The 24,007-nt window shown below is 64.9% G+C and carries 22 protein-coding genes and 1 pseudogene; 11 read left to right on the top strand and 12 right to left on the bottom strand.

Annotation, left to right across the window (positions count from 1 at the left end; all coding sequences use genetic code 11):
• The first annotated feature begins 9 nt into the window (after nt 1–9).
• A complete protein-coding gene (gene tkt / locus VNC39_RS01100) occupies nt 10–2,058 on the top strand; it encodes a transketolase (protein WP_325395324.1) in 2,049 nt (682 codons plus the stop codon).
• Nucleotides 2,059–2,062: 4 nt separating this feature from the next.
• Complete coding sequence (gene fba, locus VNC39_RS01095) at nt 2,063–3,133, top strand: class II fructose-bisphosphate aldolase (protein ID WP_325395322.1); 1,071 nt, start codon at nt 2,063–2,065, stop codon at nt 3,131–3,133.
• Between the two features lie 160 nt (nt 3,134–3,293).
• Here fba and VNC39_RS01090 read toward each other — a convergent pair whose 3' ends face one another.
• Nucleotides 3,294–4,241 (bottom strand): MurR/RpiR family transcriptional regulator, encoded by a 948-nt coding sequence (locus VNC39_RS01090; RefSeq protein WP_325395320.1) that lies wholly within the window; start codon nt 4,239–4,241, stop codon nt 3,294–3,296.
• A 65-nt stretch (nt 4,242–4,306) separates the two neighbouring features.
• Here VNC39_RS01090 and VNC39_RS01085 point away from each other — a divergent pair, with 65 nt between their 5' ends.
• The 5 genes from VNC39_RS01085 to VNC39_RS01065 are packed head-to-tail and all read left to right on the top strand — an operon-like array spanning nt 4,307 to nt 9,446.
• Complete coding sequence (locus VNC39_RS01085) at nt 4,307–5,380, top strand: ABC transporter substrate-binding protein (RefSeq protein WP_325395318.1); 1,074 nt, start codon at nt 4,307–4,309, stop codon at nt 5,378–5,380.
• Nucleotides 5,377–6,987, top strand: coding sequence for an ABC transporter permease (locus VNC39_RS01080; RefSeq protein WP_325395316.1), 1,611 nt, complete (start codon nt 5,377–5,379; stop codon nt 6,985–6,987). Before VNC39_RS01085 ends, VNC39_RS01080 begins: the two co-directional genes overlap by 4 nt.
• The gene (locus VNC39_RS01075; RefSeq protein ID WP_325395314.1) at nt 6,984–8,051 is read left to right on the top strand and encodes an ABC transporter ATP-binding protein; all 1,068 of its coding nucleotides are present in this window, start codon (nt 6,984–6,986) and stop codon (nt 8,049–8,051) included. Before VNC39_RS01080 ends, VNC39_RS01075 begins: the two co-directional genes overlap by 4 nt.
• Nucleotides 8,041–8,646, top strand: coding sequence for an ABC transporter ATP-binding protein (locus VNC39_RS01070; protein ID WP_325395312.1), 606 nt, complete (start codon nt 8,041–8,043; stop codon nt 8,644–8,646). The genes VNC39_RS01075 and VNC39_RS01070 overlap by 11 nt, the downstream gene beginning before the upstream one ends.
• A complete protein-coding gene (locus VNC39_RS01065) occupies nt 8,643–9,446 on the top strand; it encodes an ABC transporter permease (RefSeq protein ID WP_325395310.1) in 804 nt (267 codons plus the stop codon). Before VNC39_RS01070 ends, VNC39_RS01065 begins: the two co-directional genes overlap by 4 nt.
• 172 nt (nt 9,447–9,618) lie before the next feature.
• Here the strand turns inward: VNC39_RS01065 and VNC39_RS01060 are convergent, their stop codons facing one another.
• The 5 genes from VNC39_RS01060 to VNC39_RS01040 form a co-directional block, all read right to left on the bottom strand.
• Nucleotides 9,619–10,548: an acetamidase/formamidase family protein gene (locus VNC39_RS01060; protein ID WP_325395308.1), complete on the bottom strand. Its 930-nt coding sequence runs from the start codon at nt 10,546–10,548 to the stop codon at nt 9,619–9,621.
• Between the two features lie 14 nt (nt 10,549–10,562).
• Nucleotides 10,563–11,411 (bottom strand): ABC transporter permease, encoded by an 849-nt coding sequence (locus VNC39_RS01055; RefSeq protein ID WP_325395306.1) that lies wholly within the window; start codon nt 11,409–11,411, stop codon nt 10,563–10,565.
• A gap of 11 nt (nt 11,412–11,422) precedes the next feature.
• Entirely contained in the window at nt 11,423–12,229 is an 807-nt protein-coding gene (locus VNC39_RS01050) for an ABC transporter ATP-binding protein (protein WP_325395304.1), read from the bottom strand.
• Nucleotide 12,230: 1 nt separating this feature from the next.
• Nucleotides 12,231–13,217, bottom strand: coding sequence for an ABC transporter substrate-binding protein (locus tag VNC39_RS01045; protein WP_325395302.1), 987 nt, complete (start codon nt 13,215–13,217; stop codon nt 12,231–12,233).
• 633 nt (nt 13,218–13,850) lie between these two features.
• The gene (locus tag VNC39_RS01040) at nt 13,851–14,600 is read right to left on the bottom strand and encodes an SDR family oxidoreductase (RefSeq protein WP_325395300.1); all 750 of its coding nucleotides are present in this window, start codon (nt 14,598–14,600) and stop codon (nt 13,851–13,853) included.
• A 98-nt stretch (nt 14,601–14,698) separates the two neighbouring features.
• On the opposite strand from VNC39_RS01040, the gene VNC39_RS01035 reads away from it, so the two are divergent.
• Nucleotides 14,699–15,631: an AraC family transcriptional regulator gene (locus tag VNC39_RS01035; protein ID WP_325395298.1), complete on the top strand. Its 933-nt coding sequence runs from the start codon at nt 14,699–14,701 to the stop codon at nt 15,629–15,631.
• A gap of 59 nt (nt 15,632–15,690) precedes the next feature.
• Here the strand turns inward: VNC39_RS01035 and VNC39_RS17395 are convergent.
• Nucleotides 15,691–15,789: pseudogene (locus VNC39_RS17395) on the bottom strand (integrase core domain-containing protein); the annotation flags it as partial.
• A gap of 157 nt (nt 15,790–15,946) precedes the next feature.
• Between VNC39_RS17395 and VNC39_RS01030 the strand changes: the two are divergent.
• The 3 genes from VNC39_RS01030 to VNC39_RS01020 all read left to right on the top strand — a co-directional run bounded on the left by VNC39_RS01030 (nt 15,947) and on the right by VNC39_RS01020 (nt 18,261).
• The gene (locus VNC39_RS01030) at nt 15,947–16,483 is read left to right on the top strand and encodes a TetR/AcrR family transcriptional regulator (RefSeq protein ID WP_325395296.1); all 537 of its coding nucleotides are present in this window, start codon (nt 15,947–15,949) and stop codon (nt 16,481–16,483) included.
• A 138-nt stretch (nt 16,484–16,621) separates the two neighbouring features.
• Nucleotides 16,622–17,323: an alpha/beta fold hydrolase gene (locus tag VNC39_RS01025; protein WP_325395294.1), complete on the top strand. Its 702-nt coding sequence runs from the start codon at nt 16,622–16,624 to the stop codon at nt 17,321–17,323.
• A 35-nt stretch (nt 17,324–17,358) separates the two neighbouring features.
• Nucleotides 17,359–18,261 carry a DMT family transporter gene (locus VNC39_RS01020; RefSeq protein WP_325395292.1) on the top strand — a complete coding sequence of 301 codons (903 nt, stop codon included), beginning with the start codon at nt 17,359–17,361 and terminating at the stop codon, nt 18,259–18,261.
• A gap of 403 nt (nt 18,262–18,664) precedes the next feature.
• On the opposite strand, the gene VNC39_RS01015 is transcribed toward VNC39_RS01020, so the two are convergent.
• From VNC39_RS01015 to VNC39_RS00995, 5 genes are read right to left on the bottom strand one after another with little or no spacing between them, the layout of a single operon-like run.
• The gene (locus VNC39_RS01015) at nt 18,665–19,294 is read right to left on the bottom strand and encodes an SRPBCC family protein (protein ID WP_325395290.1); all 630 of its coding nucleotides are present in this window, start codon (nt 19,292–19,294) and stop codon (nt 18,665–18,667) included.
• Nucleotides 19,291–20,172 (bottom strand): NAD(P)-dependent oxidoreductase, encoded by an 882-nt coding sequence (locus VNC39_RS01010; protein WP_325395288.1) that lies wholly within the window; start codon nt 20,170–20,172, stop codon nt 19,291–19,293. The genes VNC39_RS01015 and VNC39_RS01010 overlap by 4 nt, the downstream gene beginning before the upstream one ends.
• Nucleotides 20,173–20,190: 18 nt before the next feature.
• Nucleotides 20,191–22,545 (bottom strand): xanthine dehydrogenase family protein molybdopterin-binding subunit, encoded by a 2,355-nt coding sequence (locus VNC39_RS01005; RefSeq protein WP_325395286.1) that lies wholly within the window; start codon nt 22,543–22,545, stop codon nt 20,191–20,193.
• Complete coding sequence (locus VNC39_RS01000) at nt 22,545–23,030, bottom strand: (2Fe-2S)-binding protein (protein ID WP_325395284.1); 486 nt, start codon at nt 23,028–23,030, stop codon at nt 22,545–22,547. Before VNC39_RS01000 ends, VNC39_RS01005 begins: the two co-directional genes overlap by 1 nt.
• Nucleotides 23,023–23,901 carry an FAD binding domain-containing protein gene (locus VNC39_RS00995; protein WP_325395282.1) on the bottom strand — a complete coding sequence of 293 codons (879 nt, stop codon included), beginning with the start codon at nt 23,899–23,901 and terminating at the stop codon, nt 23,023–23,025. Before VNC39_RS00995 ends, VNC39_RS01000 begins: the two co-directional genes overlap by 8 nt.
• Nucleotides 23,902–24,007 lie beyond the last annotated feature (106 nt).

Here is a 24,007-nt window from a genome sequence, read left to right as displayed (position 1 = left end):
GGAGTGCCCATGAACACCATCGAGCACATCATCAAGCGCACCGAAGCCCGCCCGGGCGATCTTGACTGGCCCGTCACCGCCGCGCTCCGCGCTTTGGCGATGGACATGGTGGAACAGGCCAAAGCCGGCCATCCCGGCGCGCCGATGGGCATGGCGGAAATCGCCGCAATCCTGTGGCGCCGCCATCTGCGCCATAATCCCGCCAACCCGCTTTGGCCGGATCGCGACCGCTTCGTGCTTTCCAACGGCCATGCCTCGGCGTTGCTCTACGCGCTGCTGCATCTTACCGGCTATGATCTGCCCTTGGCCGAGCTACGCCGCTTCCGCCAATTGCATTCGCGCACGCCCGGCCACCCCGAATATGGCGTGACGCCGGGCGTGGAAACCACCACCGGCCCGCTCGGCCAGGGCTTCGCCAACGCCGTCGGCATGGCCATCGCCGAACGCACGCTGGCGGCGCAGTTCAACCGCCCCGGCCACGACATCGTCGACCATCGCAGCTTCGTCTTTCTCGGCGATGGCTGCATGATGGAAGGCATCAGCCACGAGGCCGCCTCCCTCGCCGGCCGCCTCGGCCTCGGCAAGCTCGTCGCCTGCTATGACGACAACGCGATTTCCATCGACGGCAAGGTGAGCGGCTGGTTCACCGACGACACGCCGCGCCGCTTCGAAGCCTATGGCTGGCAGGTGCTGCGTGACATCGACGGCCACGATCCCACGCAGATCGAGGCCGCCGTCCAAGCCGCTCTGGCACAAACGGAACGCCCTTCCTTGCTCTGCTGCCGCACCATCATCGGCCGCGGCGCGCCGACCAAGGAAGGGCACCAGGACACGCACGGCGCCCCGCTCGGGCCAGAGGAAATTTTGCGCGCCCGCGAGGCTATGCACTGGCCCTACCCGGCTTTCGAGATCCCCTTCGATGTCGCCGCCGCCTGGGACCATCGAGCGGAAGGGGCGGCGACGGAAGCGGAATGGCAAGAGCGCTTCGCCCGCTACCGGGCGGCCTACCCGGAGCTTGCGGCCGAATATTCCCGCCGCATTGCCGGCCGGCTGCGCCCGGAGCTTGGGCCCGCCGCCGAGGCGGCCTACGCCGCCATCACGGATCAGAAAACCGCGACGCGCAAATCCGGCCAGATCGCGCTCACCGCCTTCGCGCCGGCGGTGCCCGAATTGTTGGGCGGCTCGGCCGACCTCACCCATTCCAACCTCACCTTCCATCCCGGCTCCATCCCGATCACCGACAACCCGGCCGGCAACCAGATTTCCTTCGGCGTGCGCGAATTCGGCATGGCGGCGATCGCCAATGGCATCGCTCTGCATGGCGGTTTCATCCCCTTCGTCGCCACCTTCCTGGTGTTCAGCGATTACGCCCGCAATGCCATCCGCATGAGCGCGCTGATGCGCCTGCGGGTGATCTATGTGATGACCCACGATTCCATCGCGCTCGGCGAAGACGGCCCGACCCATCAGCCGGTCGAACAGCTCGCCTCGCTGCGGCTGATCCCCCATCTTGAAGTCTGGCGCCCTTGCGACACCGCCGAGACCATCTGCGCCTGGGCCGAGGCGCTGCGCCGGCATGACGGCCCGACCCTGCTCGCTTTGTCCCGCCAGGCTTTGCCCGCGCAGCCGCGGAGCCCGAGCGAACGCGACGCCATCCGCCGCGGCGGCTATGTGCTGGCGCAATCCGGCCCACCGCAGGCCGTGCTGCTCGCCACCGGTTCCGAGGTCGCGCTGGCCATGGCGGCGGCACAAATCCTGGTGAACGAGGATATTTTTCTGCGCGTGGTCTCGATGCCCTGCGTCAGCCGCTTCGAAGCGCAGGACGAGGCCTACCGCGCCGACGTCTTGCCGCCGGACCTGCCGGTGATCACGCTCGAAGCCGGGGCCACTGCGGCCTGGCGCGCCTATGCCGGGCGCGACGGCGCCACCATCGGCCTCGACCGTTTCGGCGAATCCGGCCCGGAGGCGGCGGTGCTCGAAGCGTTCGGCTTCACCCCGGCCGGTGTCGCGGCGCGCATTCGCATGCTACTGGGCCGCCATCTCAACGAGAGGAGTTGACCCGATGCCCCTGATCTCCATGCGCCAGCTGCTGGACCATGCCGCCGAGCACGGCTACGGCCTGCCTGCCTTCAATGTGAACAACATGGAGCAGATCCGCGCCATCATGGAGGCCGCGGCCGCCACCGACAGCCCGGTGATCCTGCAAGGCTCGGTCGGCGCCCGCAAATATGCCGGCGATATCTTCCTCCGCCATCTCGTCGAAGCCGCGGCCGAAACCTGGCCGAACATCCCCATCGCCGTGCACCAGGACCACGGTGCCACCCCGTCCGTGTGCATCAGCGCCATCCGCCACGGCTTCACCTCGGTGATGATGGACGGCTCGCTCCGCGAAGACGGCAAAACCCCCGCCGATTACGCCTATAACGCCGCCGTCACCGCCAAAGTGGTGGAGATCGCGCACGCTGCCGGCGTCTCGGTGGAAGGCGAACTGGGCTGCCTCGGCTCGCTCGAGACGATGCAGGGCGACAAGGAGGACGGCCACGGCGCGGAAGGCAAACTCTCGCGCGAGATGCTGCTGACCGACCCGGACGAAGCCGCGCGCTTCGTCAACGAAACCCAGGTGGACGCGCTCGCCATCGCCATCGGCACCTCGCACGGCGCCTATAAATTCTCGCGCCGGCCGACCGGCGAGATCCTCGCCATCGACCGCATCAAGGCCATCCACGCGCGCCTGCCGAACACGCATCTGGTCATGCACGGCTCCTCCTCCGTGCCGCAGGCCTTGCTCGAAGAAATCCGTAACCATGGCGGCGACATCAAGGAAACCTACGGCGTGCCGGTGGAGGAAATCCAGGAAGGCATCCGCCACGGCGTGCGCAAGGTGAATATCGACACCGACCTGCGCCTGGCGATGACCGCCGGCATCCGCCGCGTCATGGGCAAGAACAAGAGCGAATTCGACCCGCGCAAATTTCTCCAGGCCGCCTTGGACGAAGCACGCGCGGTCTGCCGTGCTCGCTTCGAAGCGTTCGGCACCGCCGGCCAGGCCAGCCGCATCCGCGCGCTCGACCTCGACACGATGGCGCAACGTTACGCCAAGGGCGAACTGCGGCAGGTTGTTAACGCAGCGTAAGACAAGCAAAAGAAAGCACTACTTTTTGTGAACAAAAAGTAGCAAAAAAACTTTGTTATGCTGGGCCACGGGCAATGTCCGCGACAACGCCCATGACCCGGCATAACAAAAATTTTTGCGCCGCTTTTTTAAAAGCGGCCACTTTCTTCTTATCTTTTTCTTACTTCGGCTTGCTCAACGCCGCGCGCAGCCCCGCCAGCCGTTCCAGCGTTTCGATGGTGTTCGCGCGGTTGGCCACGGCCAGGCCCATCAGCAGGGCTTCCAGCGTGATCAGCGTGGCGCCGTGCAGCGCCACCTGCTCGGCGCGGCCGCGCCGCGCCGGCAGCACCACGGCGGCCTTCTCGGCGAGCTTGCTTGCCGGGTTGTCGGTGACCAGCACAATCGGGATGTTATGCGCCGCGGCTTCCGCCGCCGTCAGCAGCACCTCGTGATAGGGCTCGCCATAGGAGAGCATCAGCAATCCGTCCTGTGGCGACAGATCGAGCAACTGGTCGGCCAGCCCTTGCCCGCCCTGCCCGATCACCTTGGCCCGCCGCCCGTGGCGGTTCAGCATCACTTGCAGATAGGCGCCGATCGCGCCTGACGGGCCGGTACCATAAATAACGATGCGTTCGGCCGGATGCAGCGCCGCGATGGCCTGATGAATCAGGCCGCGCCCCGCCGCCGTCTGCATCTGGCGCACCGATTCGCCGTGCGTGTCGAGCACCAGATCGGCGGCCTTCATCGCCTCCATTTCCGCCGGCCCGTGCAAATTCTGCAAGGTCCGGCGCATATTCTCCAAGGGCGCCGTGGATCGGTTGATCGAGGCGGCGATGGCCTGGCGCAGCTCGCCCAGGCCCTGGAAGCCCAGCATCTGCACCGTGCGCACCACGGTCGCATCGGAGGTTCCGATGCTCGCCGCCAGCTCCGCCGCCGAATCCCTCAGCACCAGCACGCGGTTGCGGTTCAGATAGCGCGCCACGCGCAGCACGGTCGGCGACAGCTCGGCTTCCAGCGCGTGCAATTGCGCCGACAAGCGGTCATCAGGCTCGGCAGGGGCCGCCGGGGCCGGCACCTTGGCGGCGCGCGCGGGCAGTTTCGGCTTCGGACTGGATGGTGAACGCGTCATGAAACTGTCAACCCTGTAGCGTTGCAGATGGTTCGGAAGTATCTGTAATAGGCACTACATACACGATGCCTCATCCCACACGCCATCCCCACAGCGCGCCGTCCGCCCGCCGTCTCATGCAGATCTGCCGCCGCACGGTATTCGCCTTGTGCCTGTCGCTGCTCGGCGTCGCCACGGTCTGGACCTTCCGCCCGGTCTCGTCCGGTTCCACGCTCGTGCTGTACGGCGCGGTCGGCTATGCGCCGGAAGTGGTCGAGGCGTTTATGAAGCAGACCGGAATTCCTGTCACCCTCATCAACATGTCGACGGGCCCGCTGCTGGCCCGCGTCTCGGCCGAAGGCCACCACGCCGACTGGTCGCTGGTCTGGTTCGACGGCGACGCCGCGGCCACCGCGCTCGACCAGAGCGGCCTGCTGGCGCCGCACACCGTCCCCGCCTTGCCCTGGACCAAGCTCGGCCAGGCCCTGCTGCCCGCCGACGGCGCCTATACCCCCACCGGAATCACCCTCGCCGGCGTGTTCTCCGTCGCCAAGGGCCGCGCGGCGCAGAAGCTCGACTGGAGCACGCTGCTCACGCCGGCGGAGGAGGGCAAAGTCGGCCTGGCCAATCCGCAGCTTTCCGGCCCCGCTTACATCCTCCTCGCCAACCTGCTGGCGCTGCATGGCGGCTGGCCGCAGGGCCAGGATTATGTGCGCGCGCTGCAGCGCAACGGCATGCGGCTTTATCCCGTCAACGGGAACAGCGAGCTTGCCTTGCAGACCGGCCAGATCGACCTCGCGGTGGCGCAGAGTTCCGCCGCCTACGCGCTGGCCAAGCACAACCCCGCATTTGCAGTGGTGCTGCCGCCCCGCCCGGCGGTCCTGCCCAGCGTGATCGCCGTCGCCGCCAACCTTTCCCCCCGCCAGCGCGCTGCCGCCGAGGCCTTCGTCCGCTTCGTGATGACCCCGAAAATCCAGGCGCTGCGTTTGGCCAGCCACGCCACGGACGCCATGTACTGGCCCGTCACCATCGGCGTCGCCGCGCCGCCGAACCTGCCTTCGCTCGACAATTTGCCCGTGACGATCCTCAACCCCGCGAGCTGGGGCGCGCGGGAGGCGACCGTCGGCGCCTGGTTCGACCGTCTGACCGCGCAATCATGAATGTCCTCGCCCGCGCCGCGCGCCTGCGCACATTATCCGGCGCGCCAATCCTGCTGCTGTTCGGCCTGCTGTTCGTCTATCCGCTGCTGCGCTTCCTGGCCCTGCCGCTGTTCCCTTCATTGGGGCCGCTCGGCGCGGTCGGCGTCGCCGCCCAGCAAAGCAGCCTGTCGGCGCAGGCGATTCTCAACACGCTGCAGCTCGCTTTGATCACCGCCGCCGTCAGCGTGCCGGCCGGCATTCTCTTCGCGTTCCTGCTGGAGTGCCGCACTTGGTCCGGCAACCGCGTGCTCACGGCGACGCTATGGCTGATTTTCGTGCTGCCGAGCTATCTCATCGCCACCGGGTTCCAGATCCTGCTCGGGGCATTCCCGCGCGGCAGCCTGATCCAGCATCTGTTTTTCAGCGCGCCGGGCATCGTGCTGCTGCTCGCCCTCAAGGGCCTGCCGTTCTGCGTGCTGGCGGCGCGCACCGGCTGGCGCGCGATCGGCGGGGAAATCGGCGACGCCGCGCGCATCCATATCCATGATGCCTGGCGCCGCCGCATGCTGCTGCTGCGCCTGCTGCTGCCCACCGCCGGCGCCGGTTTCGTCATCGTCTTTGTCGAAGTGCTGCAGGATTTCGGCATCGCCGCGACGCTCGGCGCGCAGATCCATCTGCCGCTGATCATCTACGCCATCTACAAGCAGCTCACGTCCATGCCGATCGATTTCACCGCGGCGGCGCGGCTCAGCTGGTGGCTGGTGCTGCTCGCCGGGCTCGCCGTGGCGCTGCATCTGATGATTTTGCTGCGCTATACCAGCGCCTCGATCCATGGCCGCCAGCGTGAGGTCGCGCGCCCGGCCTGCCACGGGGCCGAGGCTCTCGCCGCGACCCTTGGCTTGGCCGCCCTGGTCGTGCTGGGCCTCGCCGTGCCCGTTCTCACCCTGCTGGCCGAGGCGGCGCTGCCCCTCAAAGGCGCCTTTCTGCCGCACGGGGTCCTCACCAGCCTGGGCAACTCCGCCGCCTATGCCGGAATCGCCGCCACGCTCGCCGTCGGGCTGGCGGCCGGCCTCACCGCCCGGGCGGGGCGCTCCGGCCGTCTGCGCCACGCGCTCGACGTCATCACGCTGGGCAACATGGCCGTGCCCGGCCTGGTGCTCGGCGCCGCCTATGTGATCGCCTTCAACAATGAGTGGGCGCCGCTTTACGGCACGCCGCTGCTGCTGGTGGTCGGCTATGTCGCCACCCACACGCCGATGCTGGTGCGCTTCCTGCAGCCCGCTCTCGGCCAGCTGCACATCAATCTGGCCGATGCCGGCAGGGTGCATGGGCTCGGCTTTCCCCGCCGGCTGCGGCGCATTCACATTCCGCTGCTGACCAAGCCTTTGCTCTGGGGCTGGTGCCTGGCCTTCAGCCAGATCCTGTTCGAGCTGCCGGTCTCGGAACTGCTTTACCCCGCCGGCCGCACGCCCCTCGGCGTTCAGCTGCTGGGCCTGGACCAGAATCTCAATTACGTCACCGAGGCGCGCCTGGCCATTTGCGGGATTCTCGTCTGCCTCGCCGCCATCGGCGTGGCGGCATGGCTCGCCGCCGATGATTCTGGCCCGGCCCCACAGGAGCGTCCATGACCCTTCTCCATCTCGAAAATGTGCAGAAACGCTACGACCAGATCCAGGTCCTGCACGATATCGGGCTGCAGCTCGCAACCGGCGAATTTTTGGTCCTGATCGGCGGCTCCGGCTCTGGCAAGACGACAATCTTGCGCGCGGCGGCGGGGCTGGAGCGCGTCACCGGCGGCCGGATTGGCCTGCGCGGCGACATTGTCGACGACCCGCGCGCTTCTTTGTTCGTGCCGCCCGCGCAGCGCCGCCTCGGCATGGTGTTCCAGGATTACGCGCTCTGGCCGCATCTCTCCTGCCTGGACAATGTCGCCGCCGCCCTGCCCCCGCGTACCCCGAACCGCCTGAAGCGGGCTCAGGAGATGCTGGAGCGGATGCAGATCGGCGCGCTCGCGCAGCGCCGCCCCCAGCACCTCTCGGGCGGCCAGCAGCAGCGCGTCGGCATCGCCCGCGCTTTGGTCGCGCAGCCGGACCTGCTGCTACTCGACGAGCCCTTCTCCAGCCTCGACCCGCATATCCGCGACCAGCTGCGCAACGATATCCGCGGCCTGGCGCGCGAAACCGGGACGGCCTCGCTGCTCGTCAGCCACGACCCCACCGATGTCTGGCGCCTGGCCGACCGCGTCGCCGTGCTGGAAGCCGGGCGCATCACCCAGCTCGCCACTCCGGAAATTCTTTTCACCCGCCCCGCCACGCCCCATGTGGCGCGCTTCAGCGGCGCCCAGGGCGGGTTTCCGGCGGTTCCCGCGGCCGAGAACGGCGCCTCCGGCATCCGCCTCGGCGGCATTTTTCTTCCGGCCCGGCCGGACCACCCTGGCGCGCCGGAACTGACCGCCTATTTCCGCCCCGAGGATATCATCTCCCGGCCGGCCGGCCCGGGCCTGCCGGCCGCTCTGGCGCATTGTGTCTTCGAGGCCGGCGCCTGGCTCGCCTACTGGCGCGTCGCCGGCCTCACCGCCCTCATTTGCAGCCGGGAAGCGCAAAAACCCGGCAGCGACGCCAGACTGACCATACCGGAGGACAAAATTTTTCTTTATCCGCACGACAAGGGATCGGACCGTTATGTTGCTTGACATCCGCGACCTGACCGGGGCGCCCGGCGGGCCGTTCAGTTTCACCCTCGCCGCCGGCGACTGCCTGGTCATTTCCGGGCCCTCGGGCATCGGCAAGAGCCTGCTGCTGCGCATGATCGCCGACCTCGACGACAATACCGGCACGATCCTCCTCAACGGCGCGGCGCGTGACACCATGCCGGCCCCGCACTGGCGGCGGCAGGTGATGTATGTCGCCGCGGAATCCGGCTGGTGGGCGGACAAGGTGCGCGAGCATATGCAGCCGGCCGCCGAGGCCGCCGCCCTGGCGCCGCGCCTTGGCCTGCGCGCGGAGCTGCTCGACGCTCCGGTCGCCCAGCTTTCCACCGGCGAGCGGCAGCGCATGGCCCTGCTCCGCGCCATCATCCGCAAGCCCGCCGTGCTGCTGCTCGACGAGCCCACCTCGGCGCTCGACCAGGCTTCCACGCTCGCCGTGGAAACCCTGCTCACCGAACTCGCTGCCGCCGGCACCGGGCTGGTGGTGGTTTCCCATAACGAACAACAGGCCGAGCGCATCGCCACGCGGCGCGTGCAAATGACCCACGGCACCCTGACCGACCTGGAACGCCACGCATGAACCCCATCGATCTCACCCCCTTTGACCTGGCAATCAGTTCCGGCCTGGTGCTGCTCAGCGCCGCTCTGTCGCTGGTTCTGTCCCTGCGCATCCACCGCTCGCTGATCTGGGCGGCGGTGCGCATGGTCGTGCAGCTGATGCTGGTCGGCTACGTGCTGCGCTTCGTCTTCGTCACCATGAACCCCTGGCTCACGGTGCTGGTGGCGGCGGTGATGGCCGGCGCCGCGAGCTATGAGGTCGGCGCGCGCCAGCAGCAGCGGCTGGGATTGATCAGCCATTACGCCACCGGCGGCGGCGCCACCGTGTTCGCCACGCTGGTCATCACAATCCTCGCGCTGGTCACCACCTTGCAGCCCACGCCCTGGTACAATCCGCGCGAGGCCTTGCCGCTCACCGGCATCATCCTCGGCAACGTGATGAACTCCGTCAGCCTGGCGTTGAATTCCTTCTTCAACAGCGTCAAGCGCGAGCGCAACGCCATCGAAGCGCGCTTAGCACTCGGCGAGCCCCGCTACATGGCGCTGCACGGCCTTGCCGCGCAGGCGATCCGCACCGGGCTGATCCCGACGATCAACGTGATGACCGCTGCCGGGCTGATCACCATGCCCGGCATCATGACCGGCCAGCTGCTCGCCGGCATGGATCCCTTAAGCGCGGCGAAATACCAGATCCTGCTGATGTTCCTGATCGTCGGCGGCAACTGCCTGGGCGCCTTCGCCGCGGTCTACCTGGTGATCTTCAAACTCACCGACCACCGCGACCGGCTGCGCCTGGACCGGCTCCACGCCCAGCGGGCTTGATCTTAAGAAAGACAAGAAAAATGGCCGCTTTTTGCAAAAAGCGGCACCAAAAACTTTTTGAGTTTGGGCCCGTGGCGTTGGAACGCCACGGGCCCCGCCGGGCAGGTCAGACAGACAGCCGAGGAAGAAGCCGCAACCGACTCACATCAGGAACGCGTCACGCCTTTTTAGCTTACGAAGATTTGGAGGGGGCTGGCAGGAACGCCTTCGGCACTTTGCAGATATAAGTGTATTTCGGATTGACCATCTGCGTGCAGCGCGCCTCGGCGATCTGTGCCAGAAAGATGTAAGCATCGGCCTCCGAAAAACCGTAGCTATCGGCCAGCCAATAGACCATCTGCTCGAAAGCGGTGCGCATTGCATCCTCAAGCGGACGGGCGCAGCCGAGTGTGGCGATGTAGCTGTCGGTCTCGATGCGCGGCCAGGTCATGCGGGCCGGCTTGTCGCGCAGCGCGACACTGAACGTGACATTGGTGGCGATTTCCAATGCCCCCATGCCGGCGCACTCGCCGTCACCCTGCAGTGCATGGCAATCGCCGATATAGAGCGCCGCACCGTCCTCGTTCACAACAAAGCTCGTGGTGCTGCCGATGGTCATTTCTTGGACATCGAGGTTGCCGCCATGCGGACCGTTATCGACGGTCGGAACCGCACCGAGCACCGGCGCAACGCCCATGACGCCGACCATCGGCCGGATCGGCAGCTTGATGGCGTCATTCCAATGGACAAACCCCTCGCTGACCCGCATCACGCGCGTCTGAATGCCGAATTCCTTCTGGCGTACCCAGTCCGGAAAAATACCCATGCCGGGCCAAAGCGCCGTGTAGCCGAGCTCGTCATGCGTCATATCATGAATCGTCACGTCGATGATCTGGCCCTTGCGCGCGCCTTTCACATAAAGCGGGCCGGTCGCCGGATTGACGAAGGGCGGTGTCACGTTGTCGGGTGAAACTTTTGAATCGAGCGAAGTGATGACTCCGGCATTGCAATTGATCTCGCATTCGATCTCGATTCGTTCGCCCGGGGCAATCTCTTCGATCGTCGCGTCGCCCTGCGCGAGCGCGTATTTTAGATTGCCATGTTTCTTGATCAGTCGTGTCACGAAACTCTTCCTTTCTAGCGTAAATCATGCCGCCAGGGCAGCAGCCATTTTTCCAACCGCATCACCGCGCCTGACAAAGCAAGCGCCAAGGCGACCGTGATGACCAATTCGGCAAAGACCTGGCCGATCGCGTACAGACTACCTGCCTTGAAAATCTGGTGACCAAGCCCGGCGGTGGAGGACATGAACTCGCCGATGATCGCACCAATCAGAGCCAGGCCGACCGTGAGTTTCAGGCCGGCAAAAATATCGGTGAACGACGAAGGTACAACCAGCAGCGCAAAAATCTGGTGCTTGCTGGCGCCGAGCGAGCGCATCAGGTTGATCTGGTCGGGCTCCACGCCCGTTGCCCCCTTATAGGAAATCATCAGCGACACCACCACGACGGAGAGTGTCGCCATCGCTACTTTCGAGGCAAAACCGGTGCCGAACCAGATGATCGCGATCGGCGCGAGCGCGACAATGGGGATCGAGCCCAGCGCCATGATGAAGGGTTGCACCAAGCGCGAAACAAAGCGGGAATACCAAAGGGAAAGCCCAATGGCGGTGCCAATGACGTTGCCGAGAACGAACCCCGCGAGCGTCTCCGACCCGGTAAGCCATGTGTCGTTCCAGATCGTGCCATCGTTCACCGTGGTCATCAGCCCGGCGAATATCGTGGCCGGCGAGCCATAGAGAAAGGCGCTGACCAGGCCATGGTCGACGGCAAGTTGCCACAGCCCCAGCAGTACGAGGATCAATGCGATCTGGCAGCCAAGCACGACCAGGCGCGACCGGCGGCGCCTGCCGCTTCGCGCCGGCTTGCGCAGCGTCCTATCAGCGGTTGGCGGTGGGCCGCCGATCGCTATTTGCGGGTTGGCCATTGATGAAACTCCTAATGGATATCGAGTTCTGCCCAGATCTGTCGCACATAGCGGCCGAACCCGTCAGCCTCCCTCATGAGCACCATGTCGCTGCGGTCACCCGCCAGGGTGATCCGGTGCTCGGTGATGACGGTGCAGGGACGCTGCGATAGAACGATGACACGGTCGGAGATACCGACGGCCTCCTCGACGTCATGGGTGATGAGCAGCAACGAGCGGCCCTGCCCGCGAACCAACCGGCTGGTATCACGCTCGATCAGGAGTTTTGTCTGAAAGTCGAGGGCCGAAAAAGGCTCGTCCAACAGCAGAACCTCGGGATCCGGCGCCATCGTGCGGGCGAGCGCCACGCGTTGGCGCATGCCGCCCGACAGGGTCGAAGGATAATGGTCGGCAAATTTGCCAAGCCCCAGTTGCTCGAGCAACGCGAAAGCACGATCCCGACGCTCTGCTTTTGGAATGCCTTTGACCTGCAGGCCGAGCATCACATTTTGAATCGCCGTCCGCCATGGCAGCAACAGGTCTTTCTGCAGCATATAGCCAACGCGTGAAGGCGCGCCGTCCAGCGGCTGCCCGTGCCAAAGCACCGATCCGCGACTCGGAGGCAGGAGGCCGCAGAGCAGGTTGAGCAAGGTGGTTTTTCCGCAGCCGGACGGGCCGACGATGCTGACGATTTCACCGCGGCCCAGGCTGAAGGATATGGAGCGAATGATCTCCATGGTTGTGCCGTCATCGACATCGAAGGCTTTGCCGAGACCATTGACCTGGATCAGAACGTCCTGTTCCAGGTCGCGAAACGCGTCTGCGTGCGCGGCCGGCAAATCAGGCCACCGCCTTTTCCGCGAAGCTGTTGTCGACGATTTGCGCGAAGGTCGTCGTTCCCTTGATGTTTTTCAGATAGATCTGCATCTGCAGCAGATTTTCCCACTGGGTGCGGTCGACGACGACGGATTGCGAGGGAATCCTGTATTGCAGTTCAGCATCGATCGCCCGGTCTACAACGCCGCCGGGAAGTTCGGGAAATTCCTTGCGGGCTATGGATTTGGCATAGGCGGGGTCCGCATAGACACGCCGCATGGCGCGTTGGAAACCGTTACACAGCGCCTGTATGGTGCGGGGTGAGTGGCTGATGGTCTCCGGAAGGACCATGATGCCGGTATTGCAGAACGGGCCAATGGCGTTGGCGAAATCGAAAACGATTTTCGCACCCTGTGCCTGCGCCTCGGCGACGCCGGGCTGGTAGGCGATCGCCACATCGGCCTGTCCGGCCAGCATCGCGGCGATTTCCGTGCCCGGATTGACCTGGAGGATTTTCACGTCCCGACCGATGACGAGTCCATTCTGATTCAGCAGTCGTTTGGTCACGCTGTAATTGGTGTTGGGATCGGGAGAGGTAACGAGGGTGAGCCCCTTGAACTGCTTCGGGTTCGTGATGCGGCCAATGGTTTTGGAAACGCCGAAATATTGCGCGCGCTGCACCACGCTGCCGACAACCTTGCCTGGACCTCCGGCCTCTGCGGAAATCACCGCCATGGTGGGATCGCCGATGCCGAACATCGCTGACCGGCTCAGCACGGCTGCAAAGGCCTGGGTATCACCACCGGCCGCGGAGACGTTGAGGTGAATGCCTTCTTGTTCAAAATAGCCGGCGGCTTGGCCGACATAGAGGTCGATATAACCAAGGTTGTGCACGGCCTCTACGAAGTTGACTTCGGTGGTGGCAGCACGGGCGATACGCGGGGCGGCAAGCGCCATCGCCGGCAAGGTTGCAGCGCCTTTGAGAAGGGTACGGCGTGTCAGTGCAAGCATGAAAACCTCAGATCGAAGAAATGTTAGTTAGTGAATTATGTCACCCGTTCGAATGAGAGTCGTGATCGTTTCTTCCCGTGCAGAAACAGGCAACTGTCGGGGTCTTGATGAAGTCCTCCATCAATTCAGTGCGTGTTGTCACGGTAGGTGAGGTTGCGAAAAGCGGCAATGCTTGACGAGCCAGAAAAGGTTAGAAAAACACAGCTAACGATCGCTGAATAGAAATATTTTATGCACAACGCCTAAGATGCAGTCATTAGTCGCACACTATTCGGGCTGAAGCCTCATGAAGCGCTTCAAAAAACAATCATGAAATCGCTTGCCCCTTACCTCTTGGCGAGTCTCGACCTTTCCAATGAAGCATGGTTCCGCTCGATCTGGCATGCTCGCACCATGCTCGGCGCCCTGGAACATGCATGAGAATTTCCCGCAATACCGCAATAAACTCGGCCTGCCCGCGGATAGGGAGGCGCCACCGATCCACGAGGTCACAGACAAGCTTTGCGGCAGCACCAATCCTGTCAACATGCATGCCTTCGCCATGACGGTCACACCACCACGCCGCTGGGGCGCGAGCCGACGAGCGACCAACCTGGTCCCTTCGTCGCGCGGTGCAGGACCGTCGGCGGGCGATCAGCCTGCCTCCGCCATCCATGCTCCCGCATCGGCACCGGCGGGAATGCGTAGCGGTGCGGATGGATCGGTTGCGGCCCGCCAGATCGCTTCTGCCACGTCCGGTGCATGGGTCACCGGGGCGGAGCTATCCTGGACTCTCGCCACGAAGCGCTCAATCATCGGTGCATAGTCGGGATTATCAAGGCCGCGCAGATGCGGCCGCGCATTCTCGCCGAATCGCGTCTCGGGCGAACGACCCGGCAGGACGATGTGAACGCGCACGCCGAATGGCTCCATTTCCACCGCGAGTGATTCAGTGAAGGCGTTAACCGCCGCCTTGCTCGCCCGGTACACGCCGACGAGAGGCAGCGGCTTGAGTGTCACACTCGAGCTGACGTTGATGATCACGCCTGCCCGGCGCTTGCGGACCGCGGGAAGCACCGCCTGGACCATCGCCAGCGTGCCCAGCGTGTTGGTCTCGAACAAAGAACGCGCCGTCTCGGGCGCGGTCAGCTCGAGTGGCGCCGGCGCGCCGAAGCCGGCATTGTTGACCAGAACGTCGATTGTACCGGCCTCCGCGATGGCCTTGGCGATGCTCTCGGGATTGGTGACGTCGAGCGGCAGGATGCGCAGTCGAGCTGAATCGGGCAGCAGCCCGGAACGAGGCGCCCGCATGGTCGCCACGACATCCCAACCGCGATCGAGAAATAGTTGCGCGGTCTCCAGGCCGAAGCCAGACGAGCAGCCGGTGATGAGGATCGTGGGCATGGGCAACTCCTAGAAGCGTTGGGCTGCCCCGAAGGTAGATTGCATGCGCAGGACTTGGTATCGCTCAGAATACGTAATTCTTTGGCGGAAGTCCTGCAATGACCGTTGATCCGCTCGCCGAGATTGTAATGCTGCTCGAGCCAACCGCGCGTTTCTCCAAGCTGGTGGAGTGCGCCGGCTCCTGGAGGATCCATCGCGAAACGACCGCCGAGCCATTCTACTGTGCGGTGCTGGAGGGGCGCTGCCGGGTTTCGGTCAACGGGCAACCATCCATGACGCTGCAGGCCGGCGATTTCGTGCTGGTGCCAGCCATGCACGACCTCATCAACGAAAGCCTGAACGCGCCACCAGCCGGCGTGACGACGAGACCGATCGAGGTCCGTGAGGGCTGCTTTCGTGTCGGCAGCGAAGACGGGCTCGCCGAACTCCGGATGTGGATCGGTCACTGCAGCTTTGGTTCGCCCGATGCGGCACTGCTCGTACCGCTCCTGCCGCAGGTGGTTCTCGCGCGCGAACCCCGGCTCGCGATCCTCATGCAGCTGGTCGGCGACGAAACCCGCGCGCGGCGTCCGGCGCGTGAACTCGTGCTCGAGCGGCTGCTGGAGGTGCTGCTGATTGAAGCGTTGCGGTGCGGAGGCGCGGAGACCACGTCTGTGCCGGGCTTGGCCCGTGGCCTTGCCGACGATCGCTTGGCGGCCGCGCTGGGCGCCCTCCATGCGCGGCCCGAATATCCCTGGACCGTAGCAGAACTGGCTGCCGAAGCAGCTCTGTCGCGCTCGGCCTTCTTTGTACGTTTCGGCCGCACTGTGGGCCTGTCGCCGATGGAATATCTGCTGGCTTGGCGGATGGCGCTGGCGAAGCGATTGCTGTGCGAGCACGACCTTGGCATAGATCAGGTTGCCAAACGCGTGGGCTACAGTTCGGCCAGCACCTTCAGTGTCGCCTTCGCGCGCCATGCGGGCGCGCCACCAGCTCGCTACGCGCGGATGTGCCCTAAAGGAGGCAATCAACCCGCGGGGCGGCAAAAATGAACGGACGACCGGTTTCACCGTAACGGCCTTGCGCTCCAACCGGCAAGGATGAAGCACGCCGTGTTTCGGAGGCTTTCGACGAAGCCGTTCTGCTGCGGCTTGCCCGGCGCGATGTAATGCCAAGGCGGACTCTTCGCGGCTGCGCGAGACCATCGCAGAAATTTCAGATATTTTGATCTGACGGCGAATGCCGATCGGCCGATTGCATATGACAACCAATCAGTCTATATATGCGCAATGACACCGCAACCACCGCTCCCGGCGCCGCGTGGCCGTCCGAGGGAATTCGACACGGATGTCGCCGTCGAGCGCGCCATGGAGGTTTTCTGGACGTCTGGTTATCACGGCACTTCGCTTCCAGACCTGCTTCAGGCAACCAGGCTCTCGCGCGGCAGCCTCTACGCTGCGTTTGGAGACAAGCACGGGCTGTTTCTGCGCGCCCTCGACCGTTATATCGACGAGGCGTTAGCGCGTCTCGACGCCGAACTCGATCGGCGCGAATCTGCGCTGGCGGGTCTGCGGACCTGCGTGGCGGGGTATGTCGAGCGCACGAGTGGCGCCAACGGCAAACGCGGATGTCTGGTCGTGGCGACCGCGATGGAACTGGCCGCCCATGACGCCGAGGTCGAGCGACGTATCAGGCGATTCTTCAAGGGAATGGAGACGCGGCTCACCGCGGCTCTTGTGCGTGCACAGAGAGCGGGCGAACTGGCCGCCGGCGTTGAGCCCGCGAACGTGGCCCATATGCTGCTCTGCCTGCTCGAGGGATTGCGTGTCGTCGGCAAGACAGGTCCGAACCGGGCTGCATCACAGGCCGCCGCCGATACGCTGCTCGACAGCTTCGCGAGGTAGATCATCGCATGAGGAGACCATTGCTCATGCACGTCGATTTATAGACCAAATGGTCGTGAAAATAGGCGCCTGCCTCCGACCCAAGCCGCCCGCTCACGGCTCCTGCTCCGTTCTTCTTCTCAAAAAGGCAAAATAGAAATGGCGAAATTCGTTCTGGTCCATGGCGCTTTCCAGGGTGGCTGGGTTTACGCACGAGTTGCCCGCATGCTTCGTAAGGCCGGGCATGAGATCTATACGCCGACATTGACCGGGCTCGGAGAACGCTCCCACCTGGCCGATCGTGCGATCAACCTGGACACGCACATTCAAGACATCGTCAACGTCTTCAAATATGAAGACATCACCGATGCGATCCTGTGCGGCCACTCCTATGGGGGGATGGTCATCACCGGCGTCGCTCATGAAATCGGCGAGCGTATCCGCTCGCTCGTTTACATCGATGCTTATGCCCCTGATGACGGTCAATCTCTCATCGACATCACGGGCGCCGAAACCGCCCTCGCTTTCCTCGACCAGGCGAACCGGCACGGTGGTATGATTCCACCCATTCCGGCCGCCGTGTTCAACGTAAATGAAGCGGATGCCGCCTGGGTCGATTCAATGTCGGTTCCGCAGCCGCTGGCGACTTTCGTCCAGGGGGTCCGGGCGGGCGTGAATTCTGCGCCCGTCGCCAATCGCACCTACCTGTTCGCGACCGCGAACGGTGGGGATTGGTTCGTCTCAACACATGCCCGGCTGAAGAATCATCCGCAGTGGGACGTCCATACGGTGCCGTGCGGCCACGGGATCATGCTCGACCGACCGGCGGAACTGACGGCGCTGCTGCTGACAAAAGCATGACTATTTATGGATCGATTGGTCGCGAAGGAAACTTTATGTCACCGATTCAGATCGCTTGCGCGGTGTTAGTCCCCCTGCTGTGGGGTGTTCAATATGTTGTCATCAAAACCGGACTGGCGGCGTTCCCGCCACTGTTCTTTGTCGGCCTCCGCTTCATCGTTGTTTCGATGATTCTCATTCCATTCGTGGGATTGCCGACAAAACGCGAACTCGGTCCCTTCATGCTCATTTCGATCTTCATCGGCGGTCTGAATTTCGGTCTGGTCTTCGTCGGTCTCGCGCATGGACGAGCGAGCGTCACCGGCGTCGCCAATCAGCTCTGGACGCCCTTCACGCTGCTGCTCGCATGGCCCTTGCTCGGTGAGCGACCATCGATGCGGGCGATCATCGGCGTCGTCATGGCGCTGTGCGGCGTGGTTCTGACGGTCGCCGACCCCGATGTCTCGGTGCCGGTCGTGCCGACACTTCTTGTTGTCGGATCGGGACTTGCGCTGGCAACCGGAAACGTGCTCACCAAGCGTTACGGTCCATTCGAGCCCATGAAGCTCATGGCGTGGATGTCGTTTTTTACCGTGCCACAGGTTCTCGCTGCATCCGCCATATTTGAACGAGGACAAATGGCCTCGCTCGGGACCGCCGGTTTTGAAGCCTGGTTGGCGTTCGCCTACACAGTCCTTCTTGGTGGGATCGCCGGCTTCGGCTTATGGTTCTGGTTGATCGCCAAGTGCTCCGTGGCGCGTGTGGCACCGTTCGCCCTGCTGCAAACGGCCTTTGCTGTCGCTGCGGCGGTTGCCCTTCTGCGCGAGCGCCTGACCCCGGCCCTCATCGCCGGCGCAGCCATCTGCGTCGCTGGCGTGCTCGTTACCCAATGGCGCTCGATCGCGTTGCGAGGCGAACCGTCGGTAGCTTCCGCGCCTGCCGGCAAGGCCGGGAGCTGAGTGCGTCCCACGACAACAGTGATCCTAAATCGAGTGGCGCACGGCATCTGGCGGAGAGGGTACTATACCGAGGTATTTTATGGGTCGGCCGGTGGCGGCCGCTTTGGGCAACTTTGAATGAACAAAGCAGGAGTGAAGAAGCCCCTCTCCAGCACCGCCGCGCGCTGCAGCGCCACATGTGCATCTGCAGGCAAAAGGAGCGTTTTCTTTATCTCACCGGGTTCTCTCGTTCGGCTCACCCCACACCCGCAGAAAAAGCAGCCTCTTCTTTCTATTTTATGGCGTGTTGGGATTTATTGTTTCCGGCAGGTGAAGGAAAGAAAGCAGCCGCTTTTTCGATCAAAAGCGGCGCAAAAACTTCTTTAAAGCTGGGCCTGTGGCGCCGAAGCAAGCACGGCCCACTTCAAAGTTGCCCAAGCGCCGCCAAAGTGGCGACGATGCCGATGCCGATGCCTGCCACCAGCCAGGCACAGCGATCCAGCAGCGGCAGATACCCGGCCGCCGATACCGGCACTGACACAGGCACCGGCGCCACTGACGCCGGCTTCGCCACGGCGGGCGGTGCGATTGGTGCCACTTCCGCCGGCGCCGCGCCGCCCGTGATCGTGCGGCCGAAACTCTCGAAGAATTCGCCGGCGAGCTTGGTGGCGACGCCGCCGATCAAGCGGCTGCCGACGCTGGCAAGCTTGCCGCCGATTTCCACCGTGGCGCTGTAGCGGAGAATCGTACCGTCGCCGTCCGGCGTCAGCCGCACCTGCGCGCTGCCTTTGGCAAAACCCGCCGGGCCACCCTGCCCGCGCCCGGACAAGGTATAGCCATACGGCGGGTCGAGATCGGAGAGCTCGACCTTGCCTTTGAACGTCGCCGCAACCGGGCCGATTTTCGCGATCACCGTGGCGGTGAACTCATTGGCGCCGGTCTGTTCCAGCGCCCGGCAGCCCGGCAGGCTCGCTTGCAGCACGGCAGGGTCGTTCAACCCGTCCCAGACGCGCTGCGGCGGGGCCGGAATCCGATATTCCCCGTCGATGTTCATGCGGCGTAAAGGCGGAACAGCGCCTGCGTGCCTTCATCCTCATGGCCGGCCGCCGCGAGCTTGTCGTAGAGCGCCTTGGCCTGGGTGAGGCCCGGCAGCGCCAACTTCATGCGCTCTGCCTCGGCCAAAGCGATGCCCATATCCTTGATGAAATGGCGGACATAGAAGCCCGGAGCAAAATCGCCGTCGAGCATGCGCGGTCCGAGATTGTTCAGCGCGAAGCTGGCAGCCGCCCCGGCGCCGATCGATTTCAACACCTGGCGCGGGTCCAGCCCGGCCTGCTTGGCATAGGCCAGGCTCTCGCACACGGCCATCATGTTCGAGGCGATGGTGATCTGGTTCGCCATCTTGGTGTGTTGCCCGGCTCCCGCCTCGCCCTGGCGCACCACGTTCTCGCCCATCCGCGTCAGCACCGGGCGAACATGCTCGACCGCCGCCGCGTCACCACCCACCATGATCGAGAGCTTGGCGTTGCGCGCGCCGACATCACCGCCGGAAACCGGCGCATCGAGCACGGCAACGCCCTTCGCGGCACCGGCGGCGGCAATGCGCTGCGCGAGCGAAGGGCTGGAGGTGGTCATGTCGATCAGCACCGTGCCGGGCTTGGCCTGGGCGACGAGTCCATCCGGCGCCAGATAGATGTTTTCCACATCCTGCGGGAAGCCGACAATGGTGATCACGACATCGCACACGGAAGCGATCTCGCCTGGTTTGTCGTGCCAGACGGCGCCCTTTGCGACCAGATCGTCGGCCTTGGCGCGGCTGCGGTTATGCACATGCAGCTGGTAGCCACCGGCCTGAATATGCCCGGCCATGCTCCGGCCCATGATCCCAAGCCCGATGAAGCCGACCGTCTTGATTGCGGGAAAATCCTTCATGTTCTCGATGTCCTTGTGTCAGATCCGGTCGCGCAGCAGGCCGCGAAGGGTGGGAGGGGTCAAAGGCTGATGCGTGGCCGTAACGCCGAACGGCGCGAGCGCGTCGTTCACGGCATTGGTCACCGCGCCGATCGCGCCCATCACGCCGCCTTCGGCCATGCCTTTGATCCCGGCCGGCGTGCGCTTGTTCGGCGTGTGCATCGGCAGGATCTCGAAATTGGGTATCTCGCAGGCGGAGGCCACCCGATAATCGGCAAGCGTGCTGCTGAGATTCTGCCCGGTTTCGTCGTAAAACACATGCTCGAACAGCGCGCCGCTCAGCCCCATGGCCACCGCGCCCTGCTGCTGGCCGCGCACCACCACGGGGTTCAACACGGTGCCGCAATCCTCAGCGACCACATAGCGCAAGATTCTGACGCAGCCGGTCTGCACGTCGAGCTCGACCTCGCAGGCATGGCTGGAATTGGAATAGGTCATCGGCGGCGGGTCGTAAGCGTGCGAGACGTCGAGCCCCGGCTCCATCCCCGGCGGCAGTGCCAGCGGGTCGAGATAGGCGACCCTGGCGATATCGGTCAGCGCGATGCCGGTGCCCATCCAGGCGCCGCCGATCAGCCGCTCGACCGTTCCTTCGTGCAGCCGCAAATCGCCGGCGCTGTTCAGCTGCAGCATATGAGCGGCGATGGCCAGCACCTTCTCCTGCGCCTTGCGCGCACAGAGATAAAGCGCGCCGCCGCCCGCCGTGGCGCCGCGCGCGCCGCGGCTGCCCATGCCGTAGGGTGCGACATCAGTATTGCCGAGATCCAGGCGCACGCCCGCAACGTCCACACCCAGCCCTTCCGCCACGGCCATCGGCAACGAACTCTCATAGCCCTGCCCTGTCGCCATCAGCCCGACCGAGGCGCGCACCGTGCCGGTCGGCTCAATCCGTATCCAGGCAGCTTCGTGCCCAGACCCCTGAATCCCGGCAGCCTTATAGAAGCGCGAACCGTAAGTGGTCGGCTCGACCACGGTGCACAGGCCAAACCCGAGATAACGGTTCTGCTTCCGCGCCTCAGCCTGGCGGCGGCGGAAATCCTCATAGCCGACGGAAGCAACCACGGCCTCCAGCGTCTCGGCCGGGGTAACATCCTCCAGTAGCTCGCCGGTCGGCATCGTATAAGGTAGCTCGGCCGGTGTGAGCATGTTCACGCGGCGCACCGAAAGCGGGTCCAGGCCGAGCTGCCGGGCGATCTCGTCCATCGTGCCATCCATCACCCAGCTCGCCATCGCCATCGGCGCGCGCATCGGTCCGGCGCCGCATTTATTGGTGAGCGCCACGCGCACCCGATATGCGTAATCGGCGATGCGGTACGGGCCGGTGAGAATGAGCGCGACCACCCGGGCGATATAATTGCCGGGAAAGAAGCAGTACGCGCCGAAATCCTCCGTCATGGACAGTTCCAGGGCAAGGATGCGGCCATCGGCGGCCACGGCGGCGCGGGTCTCGCAGCGCTGCTCTCGGGCATGGCAGGCGGCCTGCAGATTTTCCAGCCGGTCCTCGCGCCAGCGCACCGGGCGCTTGAGCTGGCGGGCCAAAGCCGCGACCGCCAGCTCCTCACGGTACAATGCGATTTTCTGGCCGAACCCGCCGCCGATATCCGGGCAGATCACGGTGATCTGCGATTCCGACAGGCCAAGCCGCCGCGCCAGCGCCGTGCGCAGCGGATGCGGCACCTGGTTGCCGGTGTGAAAGGTCAGATGCTGGCACCCCTCATCCCACACCGCCGCGCAGCCGCGCGTCTCCAGCGGCAATTGCGCTTGCCGAGCTTGCGAGAAGCAGGCGGTGACGACGGCATGCGCGCCCCTGAAGCGCGCCGCGACATCGCCGCTGGCAAAATGCTGCTCGGAGAGGAGATTGCCGGGCAGGGTTTCGTCCACGCGTGGCGCGTCCGGCGCGAGGGCCGCATCCATATCCACCACGGCGGGCAGCACCTCATACTCGACCTCGATCGCCTCGGCGGCATCCTCGGCGAGATAGCGGTCGGTGGCGAGGACGCAGGCGACCAGATCCCCCTGGAACCGCACCTTCCCCGTCGGGAACGGTTCCATCATTGTCGGCTGCAGCCCCTCGATGGGCGGTGCCATCTGCAGCACGCTCGCCCATTGCGCGATGTCGCGCCCGGTGACGATGGCGGCCACCCCCTTCATGGCGGCGGCGGCGGCACTGTCGATGTTGAGAATGCGCGCATGGGCGTGCGGCGAGCGCAGGAAGGTGGCGTGCAAAGCCTGCGGGATCGCGATGTCGTCGAGGTAGCGGCCGGCTCCGGTCAAAAATTTCCGGTCCTCACGGCGCGGCAGGGCCCGGCCGATCTGCGTGAAGGGTGTATCCGGCATCACGTCCCCTCCCCGCGCATCACGGCGGCGGCCTTGCCCACCGCGGCCACAATATTCTGGTAGCCGGTACAGCGGCAGATATTGCCGGAGAGCACGTCGCGGATTTCCGCCTCGCTCGGGTTCGGATTGTCCCGCAGGAAGGCTTCGAACGTCATGACGATGCCCGGCGTACAGAAGCCGCATTGCAGCCCGTGCTCCTCATGCAGCGCCTGCTGCAGCGGGGTCAGGGCACCGTCGCGCGCCACCGCTTCGATGGTGGTGACCTCGTGCCCTTCCATCTGCACCGCGAAGGTCAGGCAGGCCCGCGCCGGCCGGTCGTCGATCAGCACGGTACAGGCGCCGCACACGCCGTGCTCGCAACCGACATGAGTGCCGGTGAGGCCAAGATCCTCGCGCAGCACGTCGGACAGCAGGCGGCGCGGCGGCACGGCGAGTTCGTGCGCCACACCGTTCACGGAAAGGGTGATCAGCATCCGTTCAACCATTGTTCCGCTCCTCCCCCCGCTCGACCGCCGCCATAAGGGCGCGCTGTGTCAGCGTCATGGCCAGTTCACGGCGATAGGCGGCCGGGATGCGCGCGTCATCCTCCAGCGCGACGGCCGACGCGGCGACCGAGCCCAGCTCGGCACTCCAGTCCGCATCCGGCACGCGGCCGCGGAACGGGGCCAGCCGCGCATGCAGCGAGAGCGGCGTGGCGCCGATGCCGCCCAGCGCCACGTCCAGCTCCGCGACCTTTCCGGTCGGGGCACAGGTGACGGTCGCGGCGACGGAGACAATGGCGAAATCGCCATGCCGCTGGCTGAAAATTTCCAGCCCCCAGCCCTGGGAGGGACGGAAAGCGGGAAAACGGACGGCAACGATCATCTCCTCCGGTTGGACCGAAGTGACCAGGCTGGAGACAAAAAATTCCCGCGCCCGGACCATGCGCGTGCCGGTGCGGCCAGCCACCACAATCTCCGCATTCAGGAGCGTCGCGATCAGCGGCAGCTGCGCCGCCGGGTCGGCATGGGCGAGACTGCCGCCGAGCGTGCCGCGCTGGCGAATCGCGTAATGGCCGATGCTGGCGGCCGCCGCTGCGAGGATCGGACAAGCGGCCGCCACCTCCGCATCCGTCGCCAGGCGATGATGCCGCGTCAGGCTGCCGATCTCGAGCAGGCCCGGCTGGCGCCGTACAAAGTCGAGTTCCAGCAAATCGTTAAGATCGATCACATGCGCCGGCCGCGCCACGCGCAAATTGAGCATCGGGCCCAGGCTCTGCCCGCCCGCCAGGAGTTTCGCGTCGTCGAACTCAGCCAGCAAAGCGAGCGCGGCGGCGACCGTCTGCGGCCGATGATAGGCGAATAAGGCAGGCTTCACACAAGAGAACTCAGCTTGGGTAGGTTGACGGGCTCTTCATCGCCTTTCCGCGACCGTTCGACAACCCGTCAGCGAACCAAAAATCGCCGCAGGGCGCGGCCTCGCC

Origin of the sequence: Acidocella sp. (assembly GCF_035535915.1) — a bacterium.
Taxonomy (GTDB): domain Bacteria; phylum Pseudomonadota; class Alphaproteobacteria; order Acetobacterales; family Acetobacteraceae; genus Acidocella.
This window is presented reverse-complemented; position numbering and strand designations above follow the sequence as displayed.

Coding starts and splice junctions, on each gene's coding strand:
- tkt (WP_325395324.1), top strand. CDS start 10: ATGAACACCATCGAGCACATCATCAAGCGCACCGAAGCCCGCCCGGGC.
- VNC39_RS01085 (WP_325395318.1), top strand. CDS start 4,307: ATGCCTCATCCCACACGCCATCCCCACAGCGCGCCGTCCGCCCGCCGT.
- VNC39_RS01080 (WP_325395316.1), top strand. CDS start 5,377: ATGAATGTCCTCGCCCGCGCCGCGCGCCTGCGCACATTATCCGGCGCG.
- VNC39_RS01065 (WP_325395310.1), top strand. CDS start 8,643: ATGAACCCCATCGATCTCACCCCCTTTGACCTGGCAATCAGTTCCGGC.
- VNC39_RS01030 (WP_325395296.1), top strand. CDS start 15,947: ATGGAGGTTTTCTGGACGTCTGGTTATCACGGCACTTCGCTTCCAGAC.
- VNC39_RS01020 (WP_325395292.1), top strand. CDS start 17,359: ATGTCACCGATTCAGATCGCTTGCGCGGTGTTAGTCCCCCTGCTGTGG.
- VNC39_RS01035 (WP_325395298.1), top strand. CDS start 14,699: ATGACCGTTGATCCGCTCGCCGAGATTGTAATGCTGCTCGAGCCAACC.
- VNC39_RS01040 (WP_325395300.1), bottom strand. CDS start 14,600: ATGCCCACGATCCTCATCACCGGCTGCTCGTCTGGCTTCGGCCTGGAG.
- VNC39_RS01005 (WP_325395286.1), bottom strand. CDS start 22,545: ATGCCGGATACACCCTTCACGCAGATCGGCCGGGCCCTGCCGCGCCGT.
- VNC39_RS01075 (WP_325395314.1), top strand. CDS start 6,984: ATGACCCTTCTCCATCTCGAAAATGTGCAGAAACGCTACGACCAGATC.
- VNC39_RS01045 (WP_325395302.1), bottom strand. CDS start 13,217: ATGCTTGCACTGACACGCCGTACCCTTCTCAAAGGCGCTGCAACCTTG.
- VNC39_RS01055 (WP_325395306.1), bottom strand. CDS start 11,411: ATGGCCAACCCGCAAATAGCGATCGGCGGCCCACCGCCAACCGCTGAT.
- VNC39_RS01070 (WP_325395312.1), top strand. CDS start 8,041: ATGTTGCTTGACATCCGCGACCTGACCGGGGCGCCCGGCGGGCCGTTC.
- VNC39_RS01090 (WP_325395320.1), bottom strand. CDS start 4,241: ATGACGCGTTCACCATCCAGTCCGAAGCCGAAACTGCCCGCGCGCGCC.
- VNC39_RS01000 (WP_325395284.1), bottom strand. CDS start 23,030: ATGGTTGAACGGATGCTGATCACCCTTTCCGTGAACGGTGTGGCGCAC.
- VNC39_RS01015 (WP_325395290.1), bottom strand. CDS start 19,294: ATGAACATCGACGGGGAATATCGGATTCCGGCCCCGCCGCAGCGCGTC.
- fba (WP_325395322.1), top strand. CDS start 2,063: ATGCCCCTGATCTCCATGCGCCAGCTGCTGGACCATGCCGCCGAGCAC.
- VNC39_RS01010 (WP_325395288.1), bottom strand. CDS start 20,172: ATGAAGGATTTTCCCGCAATCAAGACGGTCGGCTTCATCGGGCTTGGG.
- VNC39_RS01025 (WP_325395294.1), top strand. CDS start 16,622: ATGGCGAAATTCGTTCTGGTCCATGGCGCTTTCCAGGGTGGCTGGGTT.